13 protein-coding genes are annotated in these 15,464 nt (G+C 66.5%); 3 read left to right on the forward strand and 10 right to left on the reverse strand.

Annotated features, from left to right (window positions below; genetic code table 11):
* Positions 1–4 precede the first annotated feature (4 nt).
* The 3 genes from A5709_RS03320 (at position 5) to A5709_RS03330 (ending at position 4,599) form a co-directional block, all read left to right on the forward strand.
* Entirely contained in the window at positions 5–1,063 is a 1,059-nt protein-coding gene (locus tag A5709_RS03320; protein WP_067944274.1) for a dihydrodipicolinate reductase, read from the forward strand.
* Positions 1,064–1,234: 171 nt separating this feature from the next.
* A complete protein-coding gene (locus A5709_RS03325) occupies positions 1,235–1,702 on the forward strand; it encodes an MmpS family transport accessory protein (protein ID WP_197501034.1) in 468 nt (155 codons plus the stop codon).
* Complete coding sequence (locus tag A5709_RS03330; RefSeq protein ID WP_067944272.1) at positions 1,699–4,599, forward strand: RND family transporter; 2,901 nt, start codon at positions 1,699–1,701, stop codon at positions 4,597–4,599. The genes A5709_RS03325 and A5709_RS03330 overlap by 4 nt, the downstream gene beginning before the upstream one ends.
* Here the strand turns inward: A5709_RS03330 and A5709_RS03335 are convergent.
* The 10 genes from A5709_RS03335 to A5709_RS03380 form a co-directional block, all read right to left on the reverse strand.
* Positions 4,596–5,426, reverse strand: a complete 831-nt coding sequence (locus tag A5709_RS03335) for a DegV family protein (protein WP_068011418.1) — start codon at positions 5,424–5,426, stop codon at positions 4,596–4,598. The two genes, A5709_RS03330 and A5709_RS03335, sit on opposite strands and share 4 nt — an antisense overlap.
* A complete protein-coding gene (gene octT, locus A5709_RS03340) occupies positions 5,423–6,160 on the reverse strand; it encodes a diglucosylglycerate octanoyltransferase (RefSeq protein WP_067944267.1) in 738 nt (245 codons plus the stop codon). The genes A5709_RS03335 and octT overlap by 4 nt, the downstream gene beginning before the upstream one ends.
* Entirely contained in the window at positions 6,150–6,824 is a 675-nt protein-coding gene (gpgP, locus tag A5709_RS03345; protein WP_067944265.1) for a glucosyl-3-phosphoglycerate phosphatase, read from the reverse strand. The genes octT and gpgP overlap by 11 nt, the downstream gene beginning before the upstream one ends.
* Positions 6,821–7,210, reverse strand: coding sequence for a ribosome silencing factor (rsfS, locus tag A5709_RS03350; protein WP_067944263.1), 390 nt, complete (start codon positions 7,208–7,210; stop codon positions 6,821–6,823). Before rsfS ends, gpgP begins: the two co-directional genes overlap by 4 nt.
* Positions 7,207–7,860, reverse strand: a complete 654-nt coding sequence (nadD, locus tag A5709_RS03355) for a nicotinate-nucleotide adenylyltransferase (protein WP_255395923.1) — start codon at positions 7,858–7,860, stop codon at positions 7,207–7,209. Before nadD ends, rsfS begins: the two co-directional genes overlap by 4 nt.
* A gap of 138 nt (positions 7,861–7,998) precedes the next feature.
* A complete protein-coding gene (locus A5709_RS03360) occupies positions 7,999–9,444 on the reverse strand; it encodes a VWA domain-containing protein (RefSeq protein ID WP_067944260.1) in 1,446 nt (481 codons plus the stop codon).
* 10 nt (positions 9,445–9,454) lie between these two features.
* Positions 9,455–10,330: a MoxR family ATPase gene (locus A5709_RS03365; protein WP_067203379.1), complete on the reverse strand. Its 876-nt coding sequence runs from the start codon at positions 10,328–10,330 to the stop codon at positions 9,455–9,457.
* Positions 10,331–10,364: 34 nt separating this feature from the next.
* Entirely contained in the window at positions 10,365–11,648 is a 1,284-nt protein-coding gene (locus tag A5709_RS03370) for a glutamate-5-semialdehyde dehydrogenase (protein ID WP_068117956.1), read from the reverse strand.
* Positions 11,649–11,753: 105 nt separating this feature from the next.
* The gene (locus A5709_RS03375; protein WP_068117960.1) at positions 11,754–13,199 is read right to left on the reverse strand and encodes a mechanosensitive ion channel domain-containing protein; all 1,446 of its coding nucleotides are present in this window, start codon (positions 13,197–13,199) and stop codon (positions 11,754–11,756) included.
* Positions 13,196–15,427: an adenylate/guanylate cyclase domain-containing protein gene (locus A5709_RS03380; RefSeq protein ID WP_068117964.1), complete on the reverse strand. Its 2,232-nt coding sequence runs from the start codon at positions 15,425–15,427 to the stop codon at positions 13,196–13,198. Before A5709_RS03380 ends, A5709_RS03375 begins: the two co-directional genes overlap by 4 nt.
* Positions 15,428–15,464 lie beyond the last annotated feature (37 nt).

Raw genomic sequence — 15,464 nt, forward strand, 5'->3', positions numbered from 1 at the left:
CGCGATGAGCAAGCCCCCGACAGACCGCCCGCTGCGCGTCATCCAGTGGACGACGGGGAACATCGGGCGACGTTCGCTGCATGCCATCATCGGCAGGCCGGACATGGAATTAGTCGGGGTGTACGCGCACGGGGCGGACAAGGTCGGCGTGGATGCCGCCGAACTGGCCGGGTGGCCGGAACCGACCGGCGTGCGCGCGACGAACGACATCGACGCGCTCCTCGCCCTGGGCGCCGACGCGTGCTGCTATAACCCGTTGTGGCCCAACATCGATGAGCTGGTGCGCTTGCTGGAAGCGGGCGTCAACGTGTGTTCCAGCGCGGCCTGGATTACCGGCGGCAAGCAGACGCCCGCGGACCGCGAACGCATCGCGGATGCGTGCAAACGAGGCGGTTCGACGATCTTCGGCAGCGGCGCGCACCCGGGCATGACGAACATGGTGGGCATGGTGCTCAGCGGCGCGTGCGAACGCGTCGACGAAATCCGGATCACCGAGTCGGTGGATTGCTCCACCTACGAATCAGCGGAAACGCAGACGGCGATGGGCTTCTCGCAGGATCCCGAAACTCCGGGGCTGGCGGAAAGCGTGCGGCGCGAAAGCGAGGTCTTCGCCGAATCGGCCGCCATGATGGCCGACGCGATCGGGGCGAAGCTGGACCGGATGACCTTCGACGTGACCTTCACCGCGGCCACCGGGGATTCGGATCTGGGCTTCATGACAATCCCCGCGGGAACGGTCGGCGGTGTCTATGGATACCACCGCGGCTGGCAGGGCGACCGCAACGTGGTCAGCGTGGGGTTCAACTGGACCATGGGCAATCATGTGGTGCCGCCCAAGCCGCTGGAGCACGGCCACGTCATCCAGGTGTACGGGCTGCCCAACATGCGGACCGTGCTGCACTGCCTGCCGCCGAAGGATTGGACGGAACCCGGCTTCATGGGGTTGGGAATGATCTACACGGCGATGCCGGTGACCAATGCGGTCCCGGCTGTGGTCGCGGCCGAGCCCGGGATCGTGACGCTTGCCGATTTGCCGCCGGTCACCGGCCGGGTGGCCCGGTAAGGGCCCGAACCATATGCGGTTCGCCACATCGGAGGCACCCGGAGGAACGCTTGCGTGCACTAAGGTTTAGAGTGCTTAGCTGAGCAAATTGTCGAGGGACATCGGTGTCGTCGGCGACGTAGGTGAGCTTTGCGGCAGCGCCGGGGTGGCGGTAATGCGGAAGGCGGTCAGGTGGTGGCTAGTCCAGAATCGGGTCCACGTACCGGCACCGTAACCCGCGTCCTGAAACGGGTGTGGATACCGCTGCTTTTGGTGGTGGTCTTGGCCCTTTCGGCGTTGATCGTGTCGCGGCTCCACAAGATTTTCGGCTCGCAGGATCTCAACGCGAACGCCGGCAAGGGGATCGAAATCGTGCAGTTCAACCCGAAGGTCGTGGTGTACGACATCACGGGGCCGCCCGGGGCCACCGCCAACATCAACTACTGGGACGAGAACGCCAACACCCATCAGGTCAACGCGGCGCCGCTGCCGTGGTCGACCACCATCTCGACCACCTTGCCCTCGGTGAGCGCCAACATCATGGCGCAGAGCGACAGCGGTGAGATCAGCTGCAAGATCACCGTCGACGGCGTCGTGCGCGAACAGCGGAGTTCCGACGGCCACAACGCGCAGACCTTCTGCCTGGTGAAGTCCGCATGAGCAACGCGAGCAACGAGACCCAGCGCGACGTGAGCGCGGCCGACACCGGCCCCATCAACGTCAAGGGCCTGTCCAAGGCCGAGCGGGGCCACCGCCCGTACCTGCCGCATGCGATCCGGATCTTTGCGGTGCCGATCATTTTGGTTTGGTTGTTCGTCACGGTCCTGGTGAATGTCATCGTTCCGACACTGGAAAAAGTTGGTGAGGCTCACTCGGCGCCGATGACCCCGCTGGATGCGCCGTCGATGAAGGCGATGATGCGCCTGGGCCACAACTTCCACGAATTCGATTCCAACAGCACGGTAATGATCGTGCTGGAGGGCCAGCAACCGCTCGGCCCCGACGCGCACCAGTACTACGACAAGCTGATTCGGCAACTCCGCCAGGATCCCAAGCACATTCAGCACATTCAGGACTTCTGGGGCGACCGGCTGACGGCCGCGGGCGCGCAGAGCGCCGACGCCAAGAGCGCCTACGTGCAGGTGAACCTCGCCGGTAACCAGGGCACGACGCTGGCCAACGAATCGGTGGACTCGGTGCGCAAGGTGATCGAGGAGAACAAGGCGCCACCCGGCGTGAAGGCCTACGTCACGGGCCCCGCCGCGCTGTCCGACGATATGCACATCATCGGTAACGCCAGCCTGGCCAAGATCACGCTGTTCACCCTGGGCGCCATCGCGATCATGTTGCTGCTGGTCTACCGGTCGATCGTCACCACGCTGGTCCAGCTGTTCATGACCTTTGTCGCCCTGGCGTGTTCGCGGGGGGTGGTCGCGGTTCTCGCGTACCACAACGCATTCGGGCTCACCACCTTCGCCGCCAACATCCTCACCATGTTGGCGATCGCCGCGGGGACGGACTACGGCATCTTCCTGATCGGCCGCTATCAGGAGGCGCTGGCCGCGGGCGAGGACCGAGAAACCGCGTACTACACCACATTCAAGGGCGTCGCCCCGGTCGTGTTGGGGTCGGGCCTGACGATCGCGGGCGCGACCTATTGCCTCAGTTTCTCGCGGCTACCGTGGTTCAACACCATGGGGGCGCCCGTGGCGATCGGCATGATTGTCGTGGTGCTGGCCGGCGTCACGCTGGGGCCCGCGGTGGTCTTCGTCGGCAGCCGCTTCCACCTGTTCGAGCGGCAGGCCAAGCGTGGCCGGCTGTGGCGCCGGGTGGGTACCGCCGTAGTACGTTGGCCGGCAGCGGTTTTGGCCGTGAGCGCCGCGGTCGTGCTGGTCGGCATGATCGCCCTGCCGAGCTTCCACACGAGCTACAACGACCGCCATTACCTGCCGTTGTCGGCCCCGTCCAACCAAGGACAAGAGGCCGCGAACCGGCATTTCTCCGAGGCACGGATGAACCCCGACCTGTTGATGGTCGAATCCGACCACGACATGCGAAACCCGGCCGACATGCTGGTGCTGGACCGGGTGGCGAAAAACGAGATGCGCACGCTGGGCATCGCCATGGTCCAGGACATCACCCGGCCGCTGGGCATTCCGATCCAGCACAGCTCGATACCGTTTCAGAACAGCGTCCAGAGTCAGACGACGATGCAGAACATGAGCTTCCTCAAGGAGCGCATCGCCGACATCCTCCGGATGGCCGACGATCTGCAGACCCAGATCGACACCACGCAACGCCAATACGAGGTGTCACAGGACCTGGCCAACGCCGCGGACGACAGCGCGAAGACCACGGCGGTGACGTCGCAGATCACCGATTCCCTGCGTGATCACATCGCGGATTTCGACGACACCTTCCGGCCGGTACGCTCCTACTTCTACTGGGAGCGGCACTGCTACGACATTCCCGTGTGCATCGGGTTGCGGTCCCTGTTCGACACGTTCGACGGGTTCGACCAGCTCGCCGAGCAGTTCCATTACCTGACGACCGATATCGCCCACACCGCCAAAGCCTCACGCGACCTGACCGCGCTCTTTCCCACGCTGATCACCACGCTGAAGACCACCAGGGGCATCACGCTCACCCTGTATCAGACGTTCAAGGCGATGATCGACCAGATGGAGGCGATGAGCAACACCGCGATCGTGATGGGTCAAAGCTTCGACGCATCGAAGAACGACGACTTCTTCTACCTGCCGCCCGAGGCCTTCGACAACCCGGATTTCCAGACCGGCCTTCGGATGTTCTTGTCGCCGGATGGAAAGTCGGCGCGGTTCTTCATCACGCATCAAGGCGATCCGATGTCGCCGGAGGGCATCGCGCAAGTCGACGCCGAACGCACCGCCGCGCAGGAGGGTCTCAAGCAATCGTCGCTGTCCGACGCCCGGGTCTACCTGGGCGGAACCGCCGCGACGTTCAAGGACATGGCCGACGGCGAGAAATACGACTTGATGATCGCCGTGGTGTCCGCCCTGACGTTGATCTTCATGATCATGCTGATACTTACCCGCAGCGTGGTGGCCGCGCTGGTGATCGTGGGCACCGCGGCCAGCTCGATCGCGGCGTCGTTCGGCCTCTCGGTGCTGATTTGGCAGGACCTGTTCGGCATCAGGATCCACTGGATCGTGATGGCGCTGTCGGTCATCATCCTGCTGGCCGTCGGGTCCGACTACAACCTGTTGCTGGTCTCCCGGTTCAAAGAAGAGATCCATGCCGGCCTCAAGACGGGAATCATCCGGTCGATGGCGGGTACCGGCGGCGTCGTGACGGCGGCGGGTCTGGTGTTCGCGTTCACCATGGCGGCCATGTTGGGCAGCGACTTGCGGGTGCTGGGTCAGTTCGGTTCGACGGTGTGCATCGGTCTGCTGCTCGACACGCTGGTGGTGCGCACGTTGCTGATGCCGTCCATCGCGACGCTGCTGGGACGGTGGTTCTGGTGGCCGCAGGTGGTACACCCTCGCGGCGACAACGCCCGGCGCCCGGTGCCCGCTTAAGTCGGCAGCTGCACGACGACCGCGACGGCTCCGGCACCGACGTGCAACGCCAGCACCGGCCCCAGCGGGGTGATGATCGCCGGCTCGCAGGCCGGTAGTCTGCGCGCCAGCTCGGCCGCCACTTCCTTGGCGCCGTCCGGGTTGGCGACGTGATGCACCGCCAGCGCGGCCGGACTGTCGCCGACGACCCCGCAGACCCGGTCGATCATCGCCTCCGTCGCGTGGGTGACGGTGCGTACCCGTTGGGCCAGAACGAGTTTGCCGTCGTCGATGCGCAGCAGCGGCTTGAGTGCCAGCGCGGTGCCCAGCCATGCCTTGGCGCCGCCGATCCGCCCACTGCGGCGCAGGTTGTCCAGCCGGTGCACCACCATGAACGCGTGGCTTTGTCGTACGGCCGCGGTCGCCGCGGCGGCGACGGCGTCGAGGTCACCGCCGGCGGCAGCGGCCCGCGCGGCGGCCAACGCGATGAAGCCCGTGCCCATGGCGGTCGACTTCGAGTCGACGACCCGTACGTGGGCGTCCAGGTCGGCCGCGGTCCGCTCCGCCGCGCCGCAGGTGCCCGACAGTGCGGACGAAATGTGCACCGCCACCACGCCGTCCCCGCCGCTGTCGGCCAGCGCCTGCTGGTAGGCGTCGGCCAGTTCGGCCGGCGTGGCCGCCGCGGTGGTCGCGTGACGCTTGTAGATGTCTTCGGGGATCTGGTCCACACCGTCGCGCAAATCGACGCCGTCGAGCAGAATGTGCAGCGGCACAACCCGTATCGCCCACTGCTCCAGCAAATCGGCCGGCAAGCGCGCCGACGCGTCGGTCACCACCATGACGGTCACGGGCGTGGCTTCTCTGTCACTACGCCGGCTTCGGCGAGCGCCTTCAGCATCAGCTCGGCAACCGCCTGGTGCGCTTCGAAATTCCAGTGAATGCCGTCGGGATTTCCTCGTCCACTCATGATGTGCTCGGCGACAGCCGCTTTGAGGTCGACTAGGGGAACGTCATGGGTTTGCGCCCACTCGGTGATCGCCGCGGCGGTCGCCGGGCGGCCATGGTGGGCCCTGCCGTAGGTGTCGGCGATGTGCACCGACGGCAGCGAGGCCACGACCGGGATGCCCGGGCGGTTGAAATCGATTGCGCTGCGAGTCTGTTCGAGATAGTCGGCGCTCAGGCGCGCAGGCAGCGCGGACCGGGCCACCGGCGAGAGCCTGGGCTGCAGCCAGCCGTATCCGTCACGTACCCAGCGCCGCACTCGCGGCGGGCGGACGTAGCGGATCAGTTCGCGCAGCGCGGTCGGCAGCACCGACGGCAGCGAATCCATGCCGCCGGTCGCGAAAATGACGGCGCCGGCCCTGGGCAGCGCTGCCCAGGCACGCGGGTCTTGGGTCGCCGCCCACCAGATGTCGCGGCAGGTCCAGCCGATGCGACCAATGAGTTCCACATCCCAACCCAATTGCGCGGCAACGATATTGGGCCAGATGCGCGGATCGTCGGCGGGCAGGCCGCCGGTCGGCCCGTAGTAGGCCAGCGAGTCGGCGAAGATCAGCAGGGTGGGCCGTGCATCAGAGGACATCGTTGGACACCTGCGCCGAAGCGTTCCACACATCGAGGCGCCAGCGGATGCTCTCGAAAGCCGCCCCCGAGTCGTCCGAATGGCCGGAAAGCTGCACCCAGCTGGCATTGCCCATGCCGCCCAGCGTCGGCCAGTTGGCGACCGGAAGCCTCAGCAGCGCGGCAGACAGCGCGGCGATCAGCCCGCCGTGGGCCACCAGCACCACCGGCCGATCGGCGTGCTGGGGTCCACCCCATTCCGGCTCACCGCAGACCAGTTCGGTAACCAACGGCACGCTGCGGGCGGCGACGTCGACCCGGCTTTCGCCACCATGGGGCGCCCAGGTGGCGTCTTCGCGCCAGGCCAGCCGGGCACCAGGGGCCTGCATGTCGACCTCGGTGTGCGTCAATCCCTGCCAGTCGCCGAGGTGGGTTTCCCTCAACCGCGGATCCACCCGGATCGGCAGGCCGGTCCGCTCCCCGAGCCGGATCGCCGTGTCGTACGCGCGATGCAGATCCGACGACACGATAAGCAATGGCTGTAGCTTGCCGAGCACCTCGGCGGCGGCGATCGCTTGCGCCCGACCGAGCTCACTGAGTTGGGAATCCAGTTGCCCCTGCATGCGGCTGCCTGCGTTGAACTCAGTTTGCCCGTGCCGCAACATGATCAGGCGGCGAATCGTCATTGCGTGCCCGCCGAGTCGTCGGGAACCGCGGCCAGATCCACCGGCACGACCGGGCAGTCACCCCACAACCGGTCCAGGGCATAGAAGTCGCGGTCGTCCTGGTGCTGGATGTGCACGACGATGTCGCGGTAGTCCAGCAGCGTCCAGCGGCCCTCCCGGGTGCCCTCCCGGCGCGCCGGCTTGTAGCCCGCCCTGCGCATCTTCTCCTCGACCTCGTCGACGATGGCATTGACCTGCCGCTCGTTGGACGCCGAGGCGATGACGAAGCAGTCGGTGATCACCAGTTGGCCGGACACGTCGATCACGACGACATCGTCGGCCAGTTTCGAGGCGGCCGCGCCGGCGGCCACGGTCGCCATGTCGATCGCCTCCTGCGTGGCGGTCATGTGTTCTTCCCGGCGGGCAGGGTCGATCGGCTCACGGTGTCCTTCGATTGTTCGCCGCGATAGAGCCGGCGCTTGGAGACGTACTGCACGACGCCGTCGGGCATCAGGTACCACAGTGGCCGATGTTGTTCGGCGCGCAAACGGCAGTCGGTCGACGAGATCGCCAGCGCCGGGATCTCAACGAGCGTCAGCACGTCCTCCGCCAGCTCGCCCAGCACGCCGGTGATGTGTTCGCGGCGCAGCTCGTAGCCGGGCCGGCTGACGCCGACGAACCGCGCCAGCTCGAAGAGCTCCTCCCAGCCCTGCCAGGACAGGATCGAAGCGAGCGCGTCGGCCCCGGTGATGAAGTACAGCTGCGAATCGGGGTTGAGGGCGTGCAGGTCCCGCAGCGTGTCCTTGGTGTAGGTGGGCCCGGCACGGTCGACGTCGACCCGGCTCACCGAGAAGCGCGGGTTGGACGCGGTGGCGATCACCGTCATCAGGTATCGGTCCTCGGCAGCGGAGACGTGGCGGTCCTTCTGCCAGGGCTGACCGCTGGGCACGAACACCACTTCGTCGAGGTCGAACAGGTCGGCGACCTCACTCGCGGCAACCAGGTGTCCGTAATGGATGGGATCAAACGTCCCGCCCATCACTCCCAGCCTGCGCAGCTGCTTTTGCACGATTTGCCAGCTTACTTGAGGCGGCGATCCGGCCTGATTCCTCAGTCCGCGGGCCGGCCCGCATCCCGGGACCTCCGGCGAGCGTCACACCGGCGCCCGAGCGTGACGCAGGGACGAAGAACGTCCTCAGACCGGCAGCAGCTGGTCGATCACGGCGGCGAGCTGCTTGGCCGACCGGCATTCATGCATCGTGATGACTTCTTGGTAGCGCGGCACCGCCGAGTCGCCGCTGCCCCACAGGTGCTTGGGCTCGGGATTCAGCCAGTGCGCGTGCCGGCTGGCGGTCACCATGTGGGCCAGCAGCTCGGTCTCCGGATTGCGGTAGTTGGTGCGGCCGTCACCGAGCACCAGCAGCGAGCTGCGCGGCGAAAGGACGTTGGGGAACGCCTGCACGAACGACGCGAAGGCGTTGCCGTAGTCGGAATGCCCGTCGCGGCTGTACACGCCGGCCTCCCGCGTGATCCGCTGGATCGCCACGGCCAGGTCGGCTTCGGGCCCGAACATGTGGGTCACCTCGTCGGTGGTGTCGATGAACGCGAACACCCTGACCCGCGAGAACTGTTGGCGCAGCGCGTGTACCAGCAGCAGGGTGAAGTGGCTGAACCCGGCGACGGAACCGGACACGTCACACAGCACCACCAGCTCCGGTCGCGCCGGACGGGGTTTGGCCAGCACCACGTCGATCGGCACGCCGCCGGTGGACATCGACTTGCGCAGCGTCTTGCGCAGGTCGATCACGCCGGCGCGGCTGCGCCGCCGCCGGGCCGCGAGCCGGGTGGCCAGGGTCCGGGCCAGCGGCGCCACCACCCGTTGCATCTGGCGCAGCTGTTCGCCGGAGGCGCGCAGAAACTCGACGTTCTCGGAAAGCTGTGGGATGCCGTACATCTGGACGTGGTCACGGCCCAGCTGCTCGGCGGTCCGTCGCTTGGTCTCGGCGTCGACCATCTTGCGCAGTTGCGTGATCCGCTGCGCCGCCATGGCTTTGGCGATCTGTTCCTGGGTGGGCGTGGGTTCGTCGCCGTACGGGGCGAGCAGCCCCGCCAGCAGCTTGCCCTCCAATTCGTCCAGGGCCATCGCCTTGAGCGCCTGGTACGACGAGAACGACGGGCCGCGGCTGGAACTGTATTTGCCGTAGGCCTCCACGATGCGCGCGATCATCGCGACCAGCCGCTCGTCCATGCCGGCAAGGTCGGGGTTCTCGGTGAGCAGATCCAGCAGCATCTGGCGCATCGCCTCGACGTCGTCGGGCGGCAAGGAGTCGCCCGACGTCGCGTCGGCCTCCTCGTCGGTCACCACCGCGCGTGTGCCCAGCGCCGCGGGGAACCACAGGTCGAACATGGCGTCGTAGGTCTCGCGGTGTTCGGGACGCCGCAGCACGGCGCAGGCGATGCCCTCGCGTAACACCTCACGGTCGCCCAAACCCAGCGTGGCCATCACCCGGCCGGCGTCCACCGTCTCGGATGGGCCAACCGAAATGCCAACTCCGCGAAGTGCTTCCACGAAACCCACCAGGTGCCCGGGCAGCCCGTGCGGGGCGAGCGGCCGGGTGGGGCGGATGCGGCGGGGGGCCATCGGTGCGTCCCTAGTTCAACCGGAGCTCGCCGGTTGCGCGCTGCTGGTCGGACTGATGCTTGAGGACCACGCCCAGGGTGGCGGCGACGACGGAGTCGTCGATGGTGTCCAGGCCCAGCGCGAGCAGCGTGCGTCCCCAGTCGATCGTCTCGGCGACTGACGGGAGCTTCTTGAGTTGCATGCCGCGCAGCACGCCGATGATGCGCACCAACTCATCGGCGAGATGCTGCGGCAGCTCCGGCACCCGCGACAACAGGATGCGGCGCTCCAATTCGGGACTGGGAAAGTCGATGTGCAGGAACAGGCACCGACGCTTGAGGGCCTCCGACAGTTCGCGGGTGGCGTTGGAGGTCAACACCACGAACGGCGTCCGCTCCGCGGTGATCGTGCCCAGTTCCGGGACGGTCACGGCGAAGTCGGACAACACCTCGAGCAGCAGGCCCTCGATTTCGATGTCGGCCTTGTCGGTTTCGTCGATCAACAGAACCGTGGGCTCGGTGCGCCGGATGGCGGTCAGCAGCGGGCGCTGCAGCAGGAACTCCTCGCTGAACACGTCGTCCTTCGTCTGGTCCCAGTCACCGGAGCCCGCCTGGATGCGCAGGATCTGCTTGGCGTGGTTCCATTCGTAGAGCGCGCGCGCCTCGTCCACGCCCTCGTAGCACTGCAACCGGACGAGTCCGGAACCGGTCGCCTGGGCGACGGCGCGGGCCAGCTCGGTCTTGCCCACCCCGGCGGGGCCCTCCACCAGCAGCGGCTTGCCCAGCCGGTCGGCCAGGAACACCGCGGTCGCGGTGGCGGTGTCGGGCAGGTAACCGGTCTCGGCCAACCGTCGCGAGACGTCGTCGATGTCGGCGAACAGCGGCTTGGGCCGGGCGGGCACGCTCACTATGTCGGTTCTCCTAAAGCACTTTTCGTCGCGGTCAGGCTGGACGGATCTGCCCGTCGCCCCACGCGATCCACTTGGTCGAGGTCAATTCCGGCAGCCCCATGGGGCCCCGCGCATGCAATTTCTGGGTGGAGATGCCGATTTCGGCGCCGAAACCGAACTGCTCACCGTCCGTGAACGCCGTCGACGCGTTGATCATCACTGCGGCGGCGTCGACGCCGTCGCTAAACCGTTGCGCCGCAGCCATATTGCTGGTGACGATGGCCTCGGTATGCCCGGTGCCGTACTCGTTGATGTGGGCGATCGCGGCATCGATGCCGTCCACCACCGCGACCGCGATGTCCATCGACAGGTACTCGCGGCGCAGGTCGTCCTCCCCCGCATCCGCCGAGGATCCGCCGTGCACGGTCACGCCAGCGTCCTCCAGGGCGGCCACCAACCGGGGCAGCGCCTTCTTGGCGATGGTGGCATCGACCAACAGCGTCTCGGCGGCGTTGCAGACGCTGGGCCGACGGGTCTTGGAGTTCAGCAGGATCCGTTCCGCGACGTCCAGGTCGGCGCCTTCGTGGACGTAGACGTGGCAGTTGCCCACGCCGGTTTCGATGGTGGGCACCTGCGCGTCGCGAACCACCGCGTTGATCAGACTGGCTCCCCCGCGCGGAATCACCACGTCGACCAGGCCGCGGGCCTGGATCAGGTGCGTAACCGTGGAGCGATCGGCGGCCGAAAGCAGTTGCACCGCATCGGCGGGGAGGTCCTCGCTGACCAGCGAAGCGCGCAGCACCTGCACCAGCGCCTGGTTGGACCGCGCGGCGGAGGAACTTCCGCGCAGCAACACGGCGTTGCCCGACTTGAGCGCCAGACCGAAGGCGTCGACGGTGACGTTGGGCCGGCCTTCGTAGATCATGCCGACGACGCCGAGCGGCACGCGCTGCTGGCGCAGATGCAATCCGTTCGGCAGCGTGTAGCCGCGCAGCACCTCGCCGACCGGGTCGGGCAACCCGGCGACCTGACGCAGGCCGGCGGCGATTCCCTCGACCCGTTTGGGGTCTAGCGCCAGCCGGTCGAGCATGGCGGTCGGGGTGCCGGCGGCCTCGGCGGCGCGGAGGTCTTCGGCATTGGCCGACAGGATCAAGTCGGTGTGGGCCGCTACCGCGTCGGCGGCCGACCGCAGCGCCTGGTCCTTGGCGACCGTCGGGAGCAACGCCAGGACGCGGGAGGCGACGCGGGCGCGGCGAGCGGCATTGTGCACCTCCCGGCGCAAGTCAGACTCCCGCTGTTGAGCCCCACCGCTGAGGAATGGTGCTTGCAGACTCATTGAACCAGGGTATCGGGCCTTAACCGGCCAGGTGAGGCGGCCCGGGTATTACGGCTTCCGTCCCGCGCGTAACGCGCCGACTATCAAGTCGCGGTCTCCGGCGGGTCAGCCGAGCGTTTTTGCCGCCGCCGGCGCCCCGATGCGGGTCAGGCTGATCCGTTCACGGTGCGTCACCTGTCGCACCTTGGCTTGTCGCTCCTCGATGAGTCGTCCTAAGTCTTGGAGCAGCAACGGCTTACGCATCACCAGATGCTCGAGGTGCTCGCGATCGATCTGCAGCGCCGTCACCTCGTCCAGCGCGTACGCGCCGGCGAGGTTGGGCTGGCGGGTCAGCGCGGTCAGGCCCAGGAACGATCCCTCGTCCAGGGTGGTGACCGGCACCACCGAGCCGTCGTCGGTCGTCGCCGTCAAGCGCACCCGGCCGGCCACCAGGAAGGTCATGCCGGGCGAGACCTGGCCTGCGGATTCGAGGATTTCGTCGGCGCCGTAGCGGACGAGCTTCGCGTACGGGACGAGCGATTGCTGATCGGTATGGCTCAGCCGCAACGCCGGCGCGACGACCGTGCGTAAGGCTTTTTCCACGCGTTGTTTGGTGGAGTAGTTGTCGTCGGCACCGTCGAGATGCAGGCGCGCCCGCCGCGCCGCATACCAAACCCAGCGCAGGAAGGTCGCTTCGGTGGCTTCGGCGTCGGCGGGGGACGCCAACCGGATGGTCGTGCGGTACTGGGCGCCGCCCAAGGAGACTGCGGTGGGCAAGATTCCGGGTCTGCGGGCCGGCAACGCCGCAGCGACCCGCGTGAGCATCTCGCACACCTTGTCCGGGGAATCGCCGGGCGCGAACTTGGTTGTGATCGCGCAGTCGTACGCGCGCGACGGGCGACTGAGGTTGGTGAACGAGGTGCTGGCGAGCATCGAGTTGGGCATGATGCGGATGCCGCTGCCCGTGTCGATGTGCACGGACCGCCAGTTCACTTCGACGACACGCCCTCGCGCGGTCCCGGTGTCCAGCCACTCATCGATCCGGAATGGCTGCTCGAACAGCACGAACAACCCGGACACCACCTGGCCGACGGAGTTCTGCAGCATCAGGCCGATGACAACCGAGGTGACGCCGAGCGCGGTGAACAGGCCACCGATCCGGACGCCCCAGATCATTGACAGCATGACCGCCAGGCCGACGCCGATGACTCCGAAGCGGGCGACATCGATGAAGATGGCGGGCAGCCGTTTGCGCCAGCTTTTGTCGGGCGCGCCCTCGAACACGGTGGCGTTCAGCGCGGACAAGACCAGCACGAGCACCAGCAGGCCGAACAGCGTGGTGAGGATCCGCACCGAGCCGTCTTTGGCGGGCACCTGCGAAGCCTCGACGAGCAGCAGCAACAACGCGCCCAGCGGCAGCAGGTAGTTGCGCAGCAGGCTGACCTGCCGGGCCAGCTGGCTGTCTCGGCGGACCAGCGTGCGGTGCAGCTCGGTAAGCAGGATCAAGGCAATCGGGAATCCGACCGCTACGCCGATGGCCCAGTAGAACCACGATGAGTCGAACAGGTTCATGATCGCTCCGACAACCGGTAGATCTCCTGGTCGGTTCCGCTGACCGAAATGGTGCCGGCCGGCGTGAACTGCCGCACGTCCCGCATCGCCTCGTACACCTGGGAGGTGACGTAGATGCCCGATTGGTTTGCGCCGCTTTGCATCCGGTAGGCAAGGCTGACCGCGGCGCCCCACATGTCGTAGACGAGCCCCGAGCGACCCACCAGTCCGCTGATGACGTCACCGGTGCTGATGCCCACTCGAAGGCGCAGCTGGTGGCCGGTCTGGCCGTTGAACCTATCGATGATTTGGCGCATTTCGATGGCAAAGTCGACGCTGCGGTGGATGCTGTCCAGGCGCCGCGTGACCACACCGCAGCTGGCGAGATAGCCGTTGTGGAAGGTGCGAATCCGCTCGACGCCCAGAGATTCGGCCGCCGAATCGAACTGCCGGAACAGTTCGTCGACCATCCCGACGAGCTCGTCGCCGGATACATCCACGGAAACTTCGTCGAGCCCGACGATTTCGGCGAAGATGACGGCCACGCCCTGGTGTTCCAGCGCGATGGTCTCCTGCCCCTCGCGATATCGCTGAACAACGGACTCGGGCATCAGCGCCAGCAACAGGCGGTCGTTCTCCCGGCGCTGCTCGTTGAGAAGTTCCTCCTTGATTGCCAGGCTGCGACTCATTTCGTTGAAAGCCGCGGTCAGGTCGCCGATCTCGTCGCGGGTGGTGACCGGGATGTTGACCTCGTAGTTGCCGGAGCTGATCTTCTGCGTGCCGGCCTGCAGCCGACGGATCGGCCGCAACATCAGCTGGGCCAGCACCATCGACGCGACGCAGATGGCGAAGATCATGATCGCCACCGCCAGCACCACCGTCCTGCTAAACCTGCCCAGGCGCGCGAAAGCGTCGGAGTTGTCCCGTGTCGCCAGGATCGACCAGTGCAGATCGGAGTTCGGCACGATCAGCGGCGCGTAGGCCTCCAGCTCCCGGTTGCCCAGATAGTCGGTGGCGCTGATTACTCCGGTCTGCCCACGCTGAGCGGCGCGAAGACCCGCGGTGGGCACCGGCTGGACCAGGGTCGTGCCACCCAGCCGGATCGCTTCGTCGACCACGTCGGGCGGGGTGCCCGATGCCACCGCCTCACGCCGGTATTCAGCCGGATCCTCCAGGAAAAGCCTTGAGTCGGAACGCATCAGGTTGTCGGCTCCGGCGAGATAAGTCTCGGTCGACGGACCCATTCCCGCGGCATCCCAGTGTTTGTCGGCGGTCATGATCCTGTTGATCTTCGAGATCGGCAGTGGCAGGGCCATGACGCCGTTGAATTTTCCGTTCATTCCCACCAGCGACACCGCCCAGGCCGTGGGGGTGTCGAGCTCCGGCTGGTACGGCTGGAAGTCGGTGATCCAGACGAAGCTGAGATCGTTTGAGCGCAAAGCCTTTTGGTACGCATCGCGCAACTTGGATTCCCGGTAAGGCCCGGTCAGAATGTTGGTGCCCAAGTCCGGGCCCTTGTTCACCGAATAGACGACGTTGCCCTGCATGTCCAGCAACAGCGCATCGGGGTACTCGAAGCGGGTGACGATCTCGCGCATGTAGAAGCCGTAGCGAGCGTTGGCCGCCGACCACGCGCTGCCGTCGCCGGCGTCGTCAACCTTCCTCGCCTCGGAGATCGAACGGTAAGGCGCGGTGTAGTAGGCCTGAAGGTACTTCTGCGCGTTGGAACTCGGCAGGATCGCGTTGCGATCGAGATCTTCACCGGTGATCCGTTTGATCGGCTTGATCATGTTGTCGTCGTAGTAGTTGAAGATTGCCTGCTGCTGCGCCGGGTTGATAGTCGCATTGGACAATTGGGCGAATCCATCGGTGAACGCCGTCGTCGCCTCGACGATGCTGAAGCCGCCGCTGTAGACGATCAGGGAGTTGGTCACCTCCCTGAAGAGCGACTGCACCTGCCGCGCCTGGGACTCGCGCAGTTCGGTGAGTCGCTCGGATTCGACTTGGCGCAGGGCGTTGCGGCCCGACGACGCCCCGATGAAGCCGATCACCCCGATAGAGAGGATGCTGCAGAGGAGCAGCGTCAGCAAGAGCTTGGATTGCAGGCCGATCCGGAAAAGCCGACGGCGGCGAAACTTACGGGTCTTGCGAGGCTCGCCTTCCTCAATGGCGGCCGCAGCCTGGTCCGAAGCGTGTTCGGGTGCGGTCTTGGAAGCCGGCTCAGCGTTTTGCAGCTCGCTCGATGTCACTCGACTTCGCCCTTCCTCGGACACGCAGCATCGCTCA

Source organism: Mycobacterium sp. E1386 (genome assembly GCF_001672745.1).
Taxonomy (GTDB): domain Bacteria; phylum Actinomycetota; class Actinomycetes; order Mycobacteriales; family Mycobacteriaceae; genus Mycobacterium.

What these genes read in the sequence shown, in the direction of transcription:
- A5709_RS03320 (WP_067944274.1), top strand. Translation starts at nt 5, where the DNA reads ATGAGCAAGCCCCCGACAGACCGCCCGCTGCGCGTCATCCAGTGGACG.
- rsfS (WP_067944263.1), bottom strand. Translation starts at nt 7,210, where the DNA reads ATGACCGCCACGCAGGAGGCGATCGACATGGCGACCGTGGCCGCCGGC.
- A5709_RS03330 (WP_067944272.1), top strand. Translation starts at nt 1,699, where the DNA reads ATGAGCAACGCGAGCAACGAGACCCAGCGCGACGTGAGCGCGGCCGAC.
- gpgP (WP_067944265.1), bottom strand. Translation starts at nt 6,824, where the DNA reads ATGACGATTCGCCGCCTGATCATGTTGCGGCACGGGCAAACTGAGTTC.
- A5709_RS03375 (WP_068117960.1), bottom strand. Translation starts at nt 13,199, where the DNA reads ATGAACCTGTTCGACTCATCGTGGTTCTACTGGGCCATCGGCGTAGCG.
- octT (WP_067944267.1), bottom strand. Translation starts at nt 6,160, where the DNA reads ATGTCCTCTGATGCACGGCCCACCCTGCTGATCTTCGCCGACTCGCTG.
- A5709_RS03360 (WP_067944260.1), bottom strand. Translation starts at nt 9,444, where the DNA reads ATGGCCCCCCGCCGCATCCGCCCCACCCGGCCGCTCGCCCCGCACGGG.
- A5709_RS03370 (WP_068117956.1), bottom strand. Translation starts at nt 11,648, where the DNA reads ATGAGTCTGCAAGCACCATTCCTCAGCGGTGGGGCTCAACAGCGGGAG.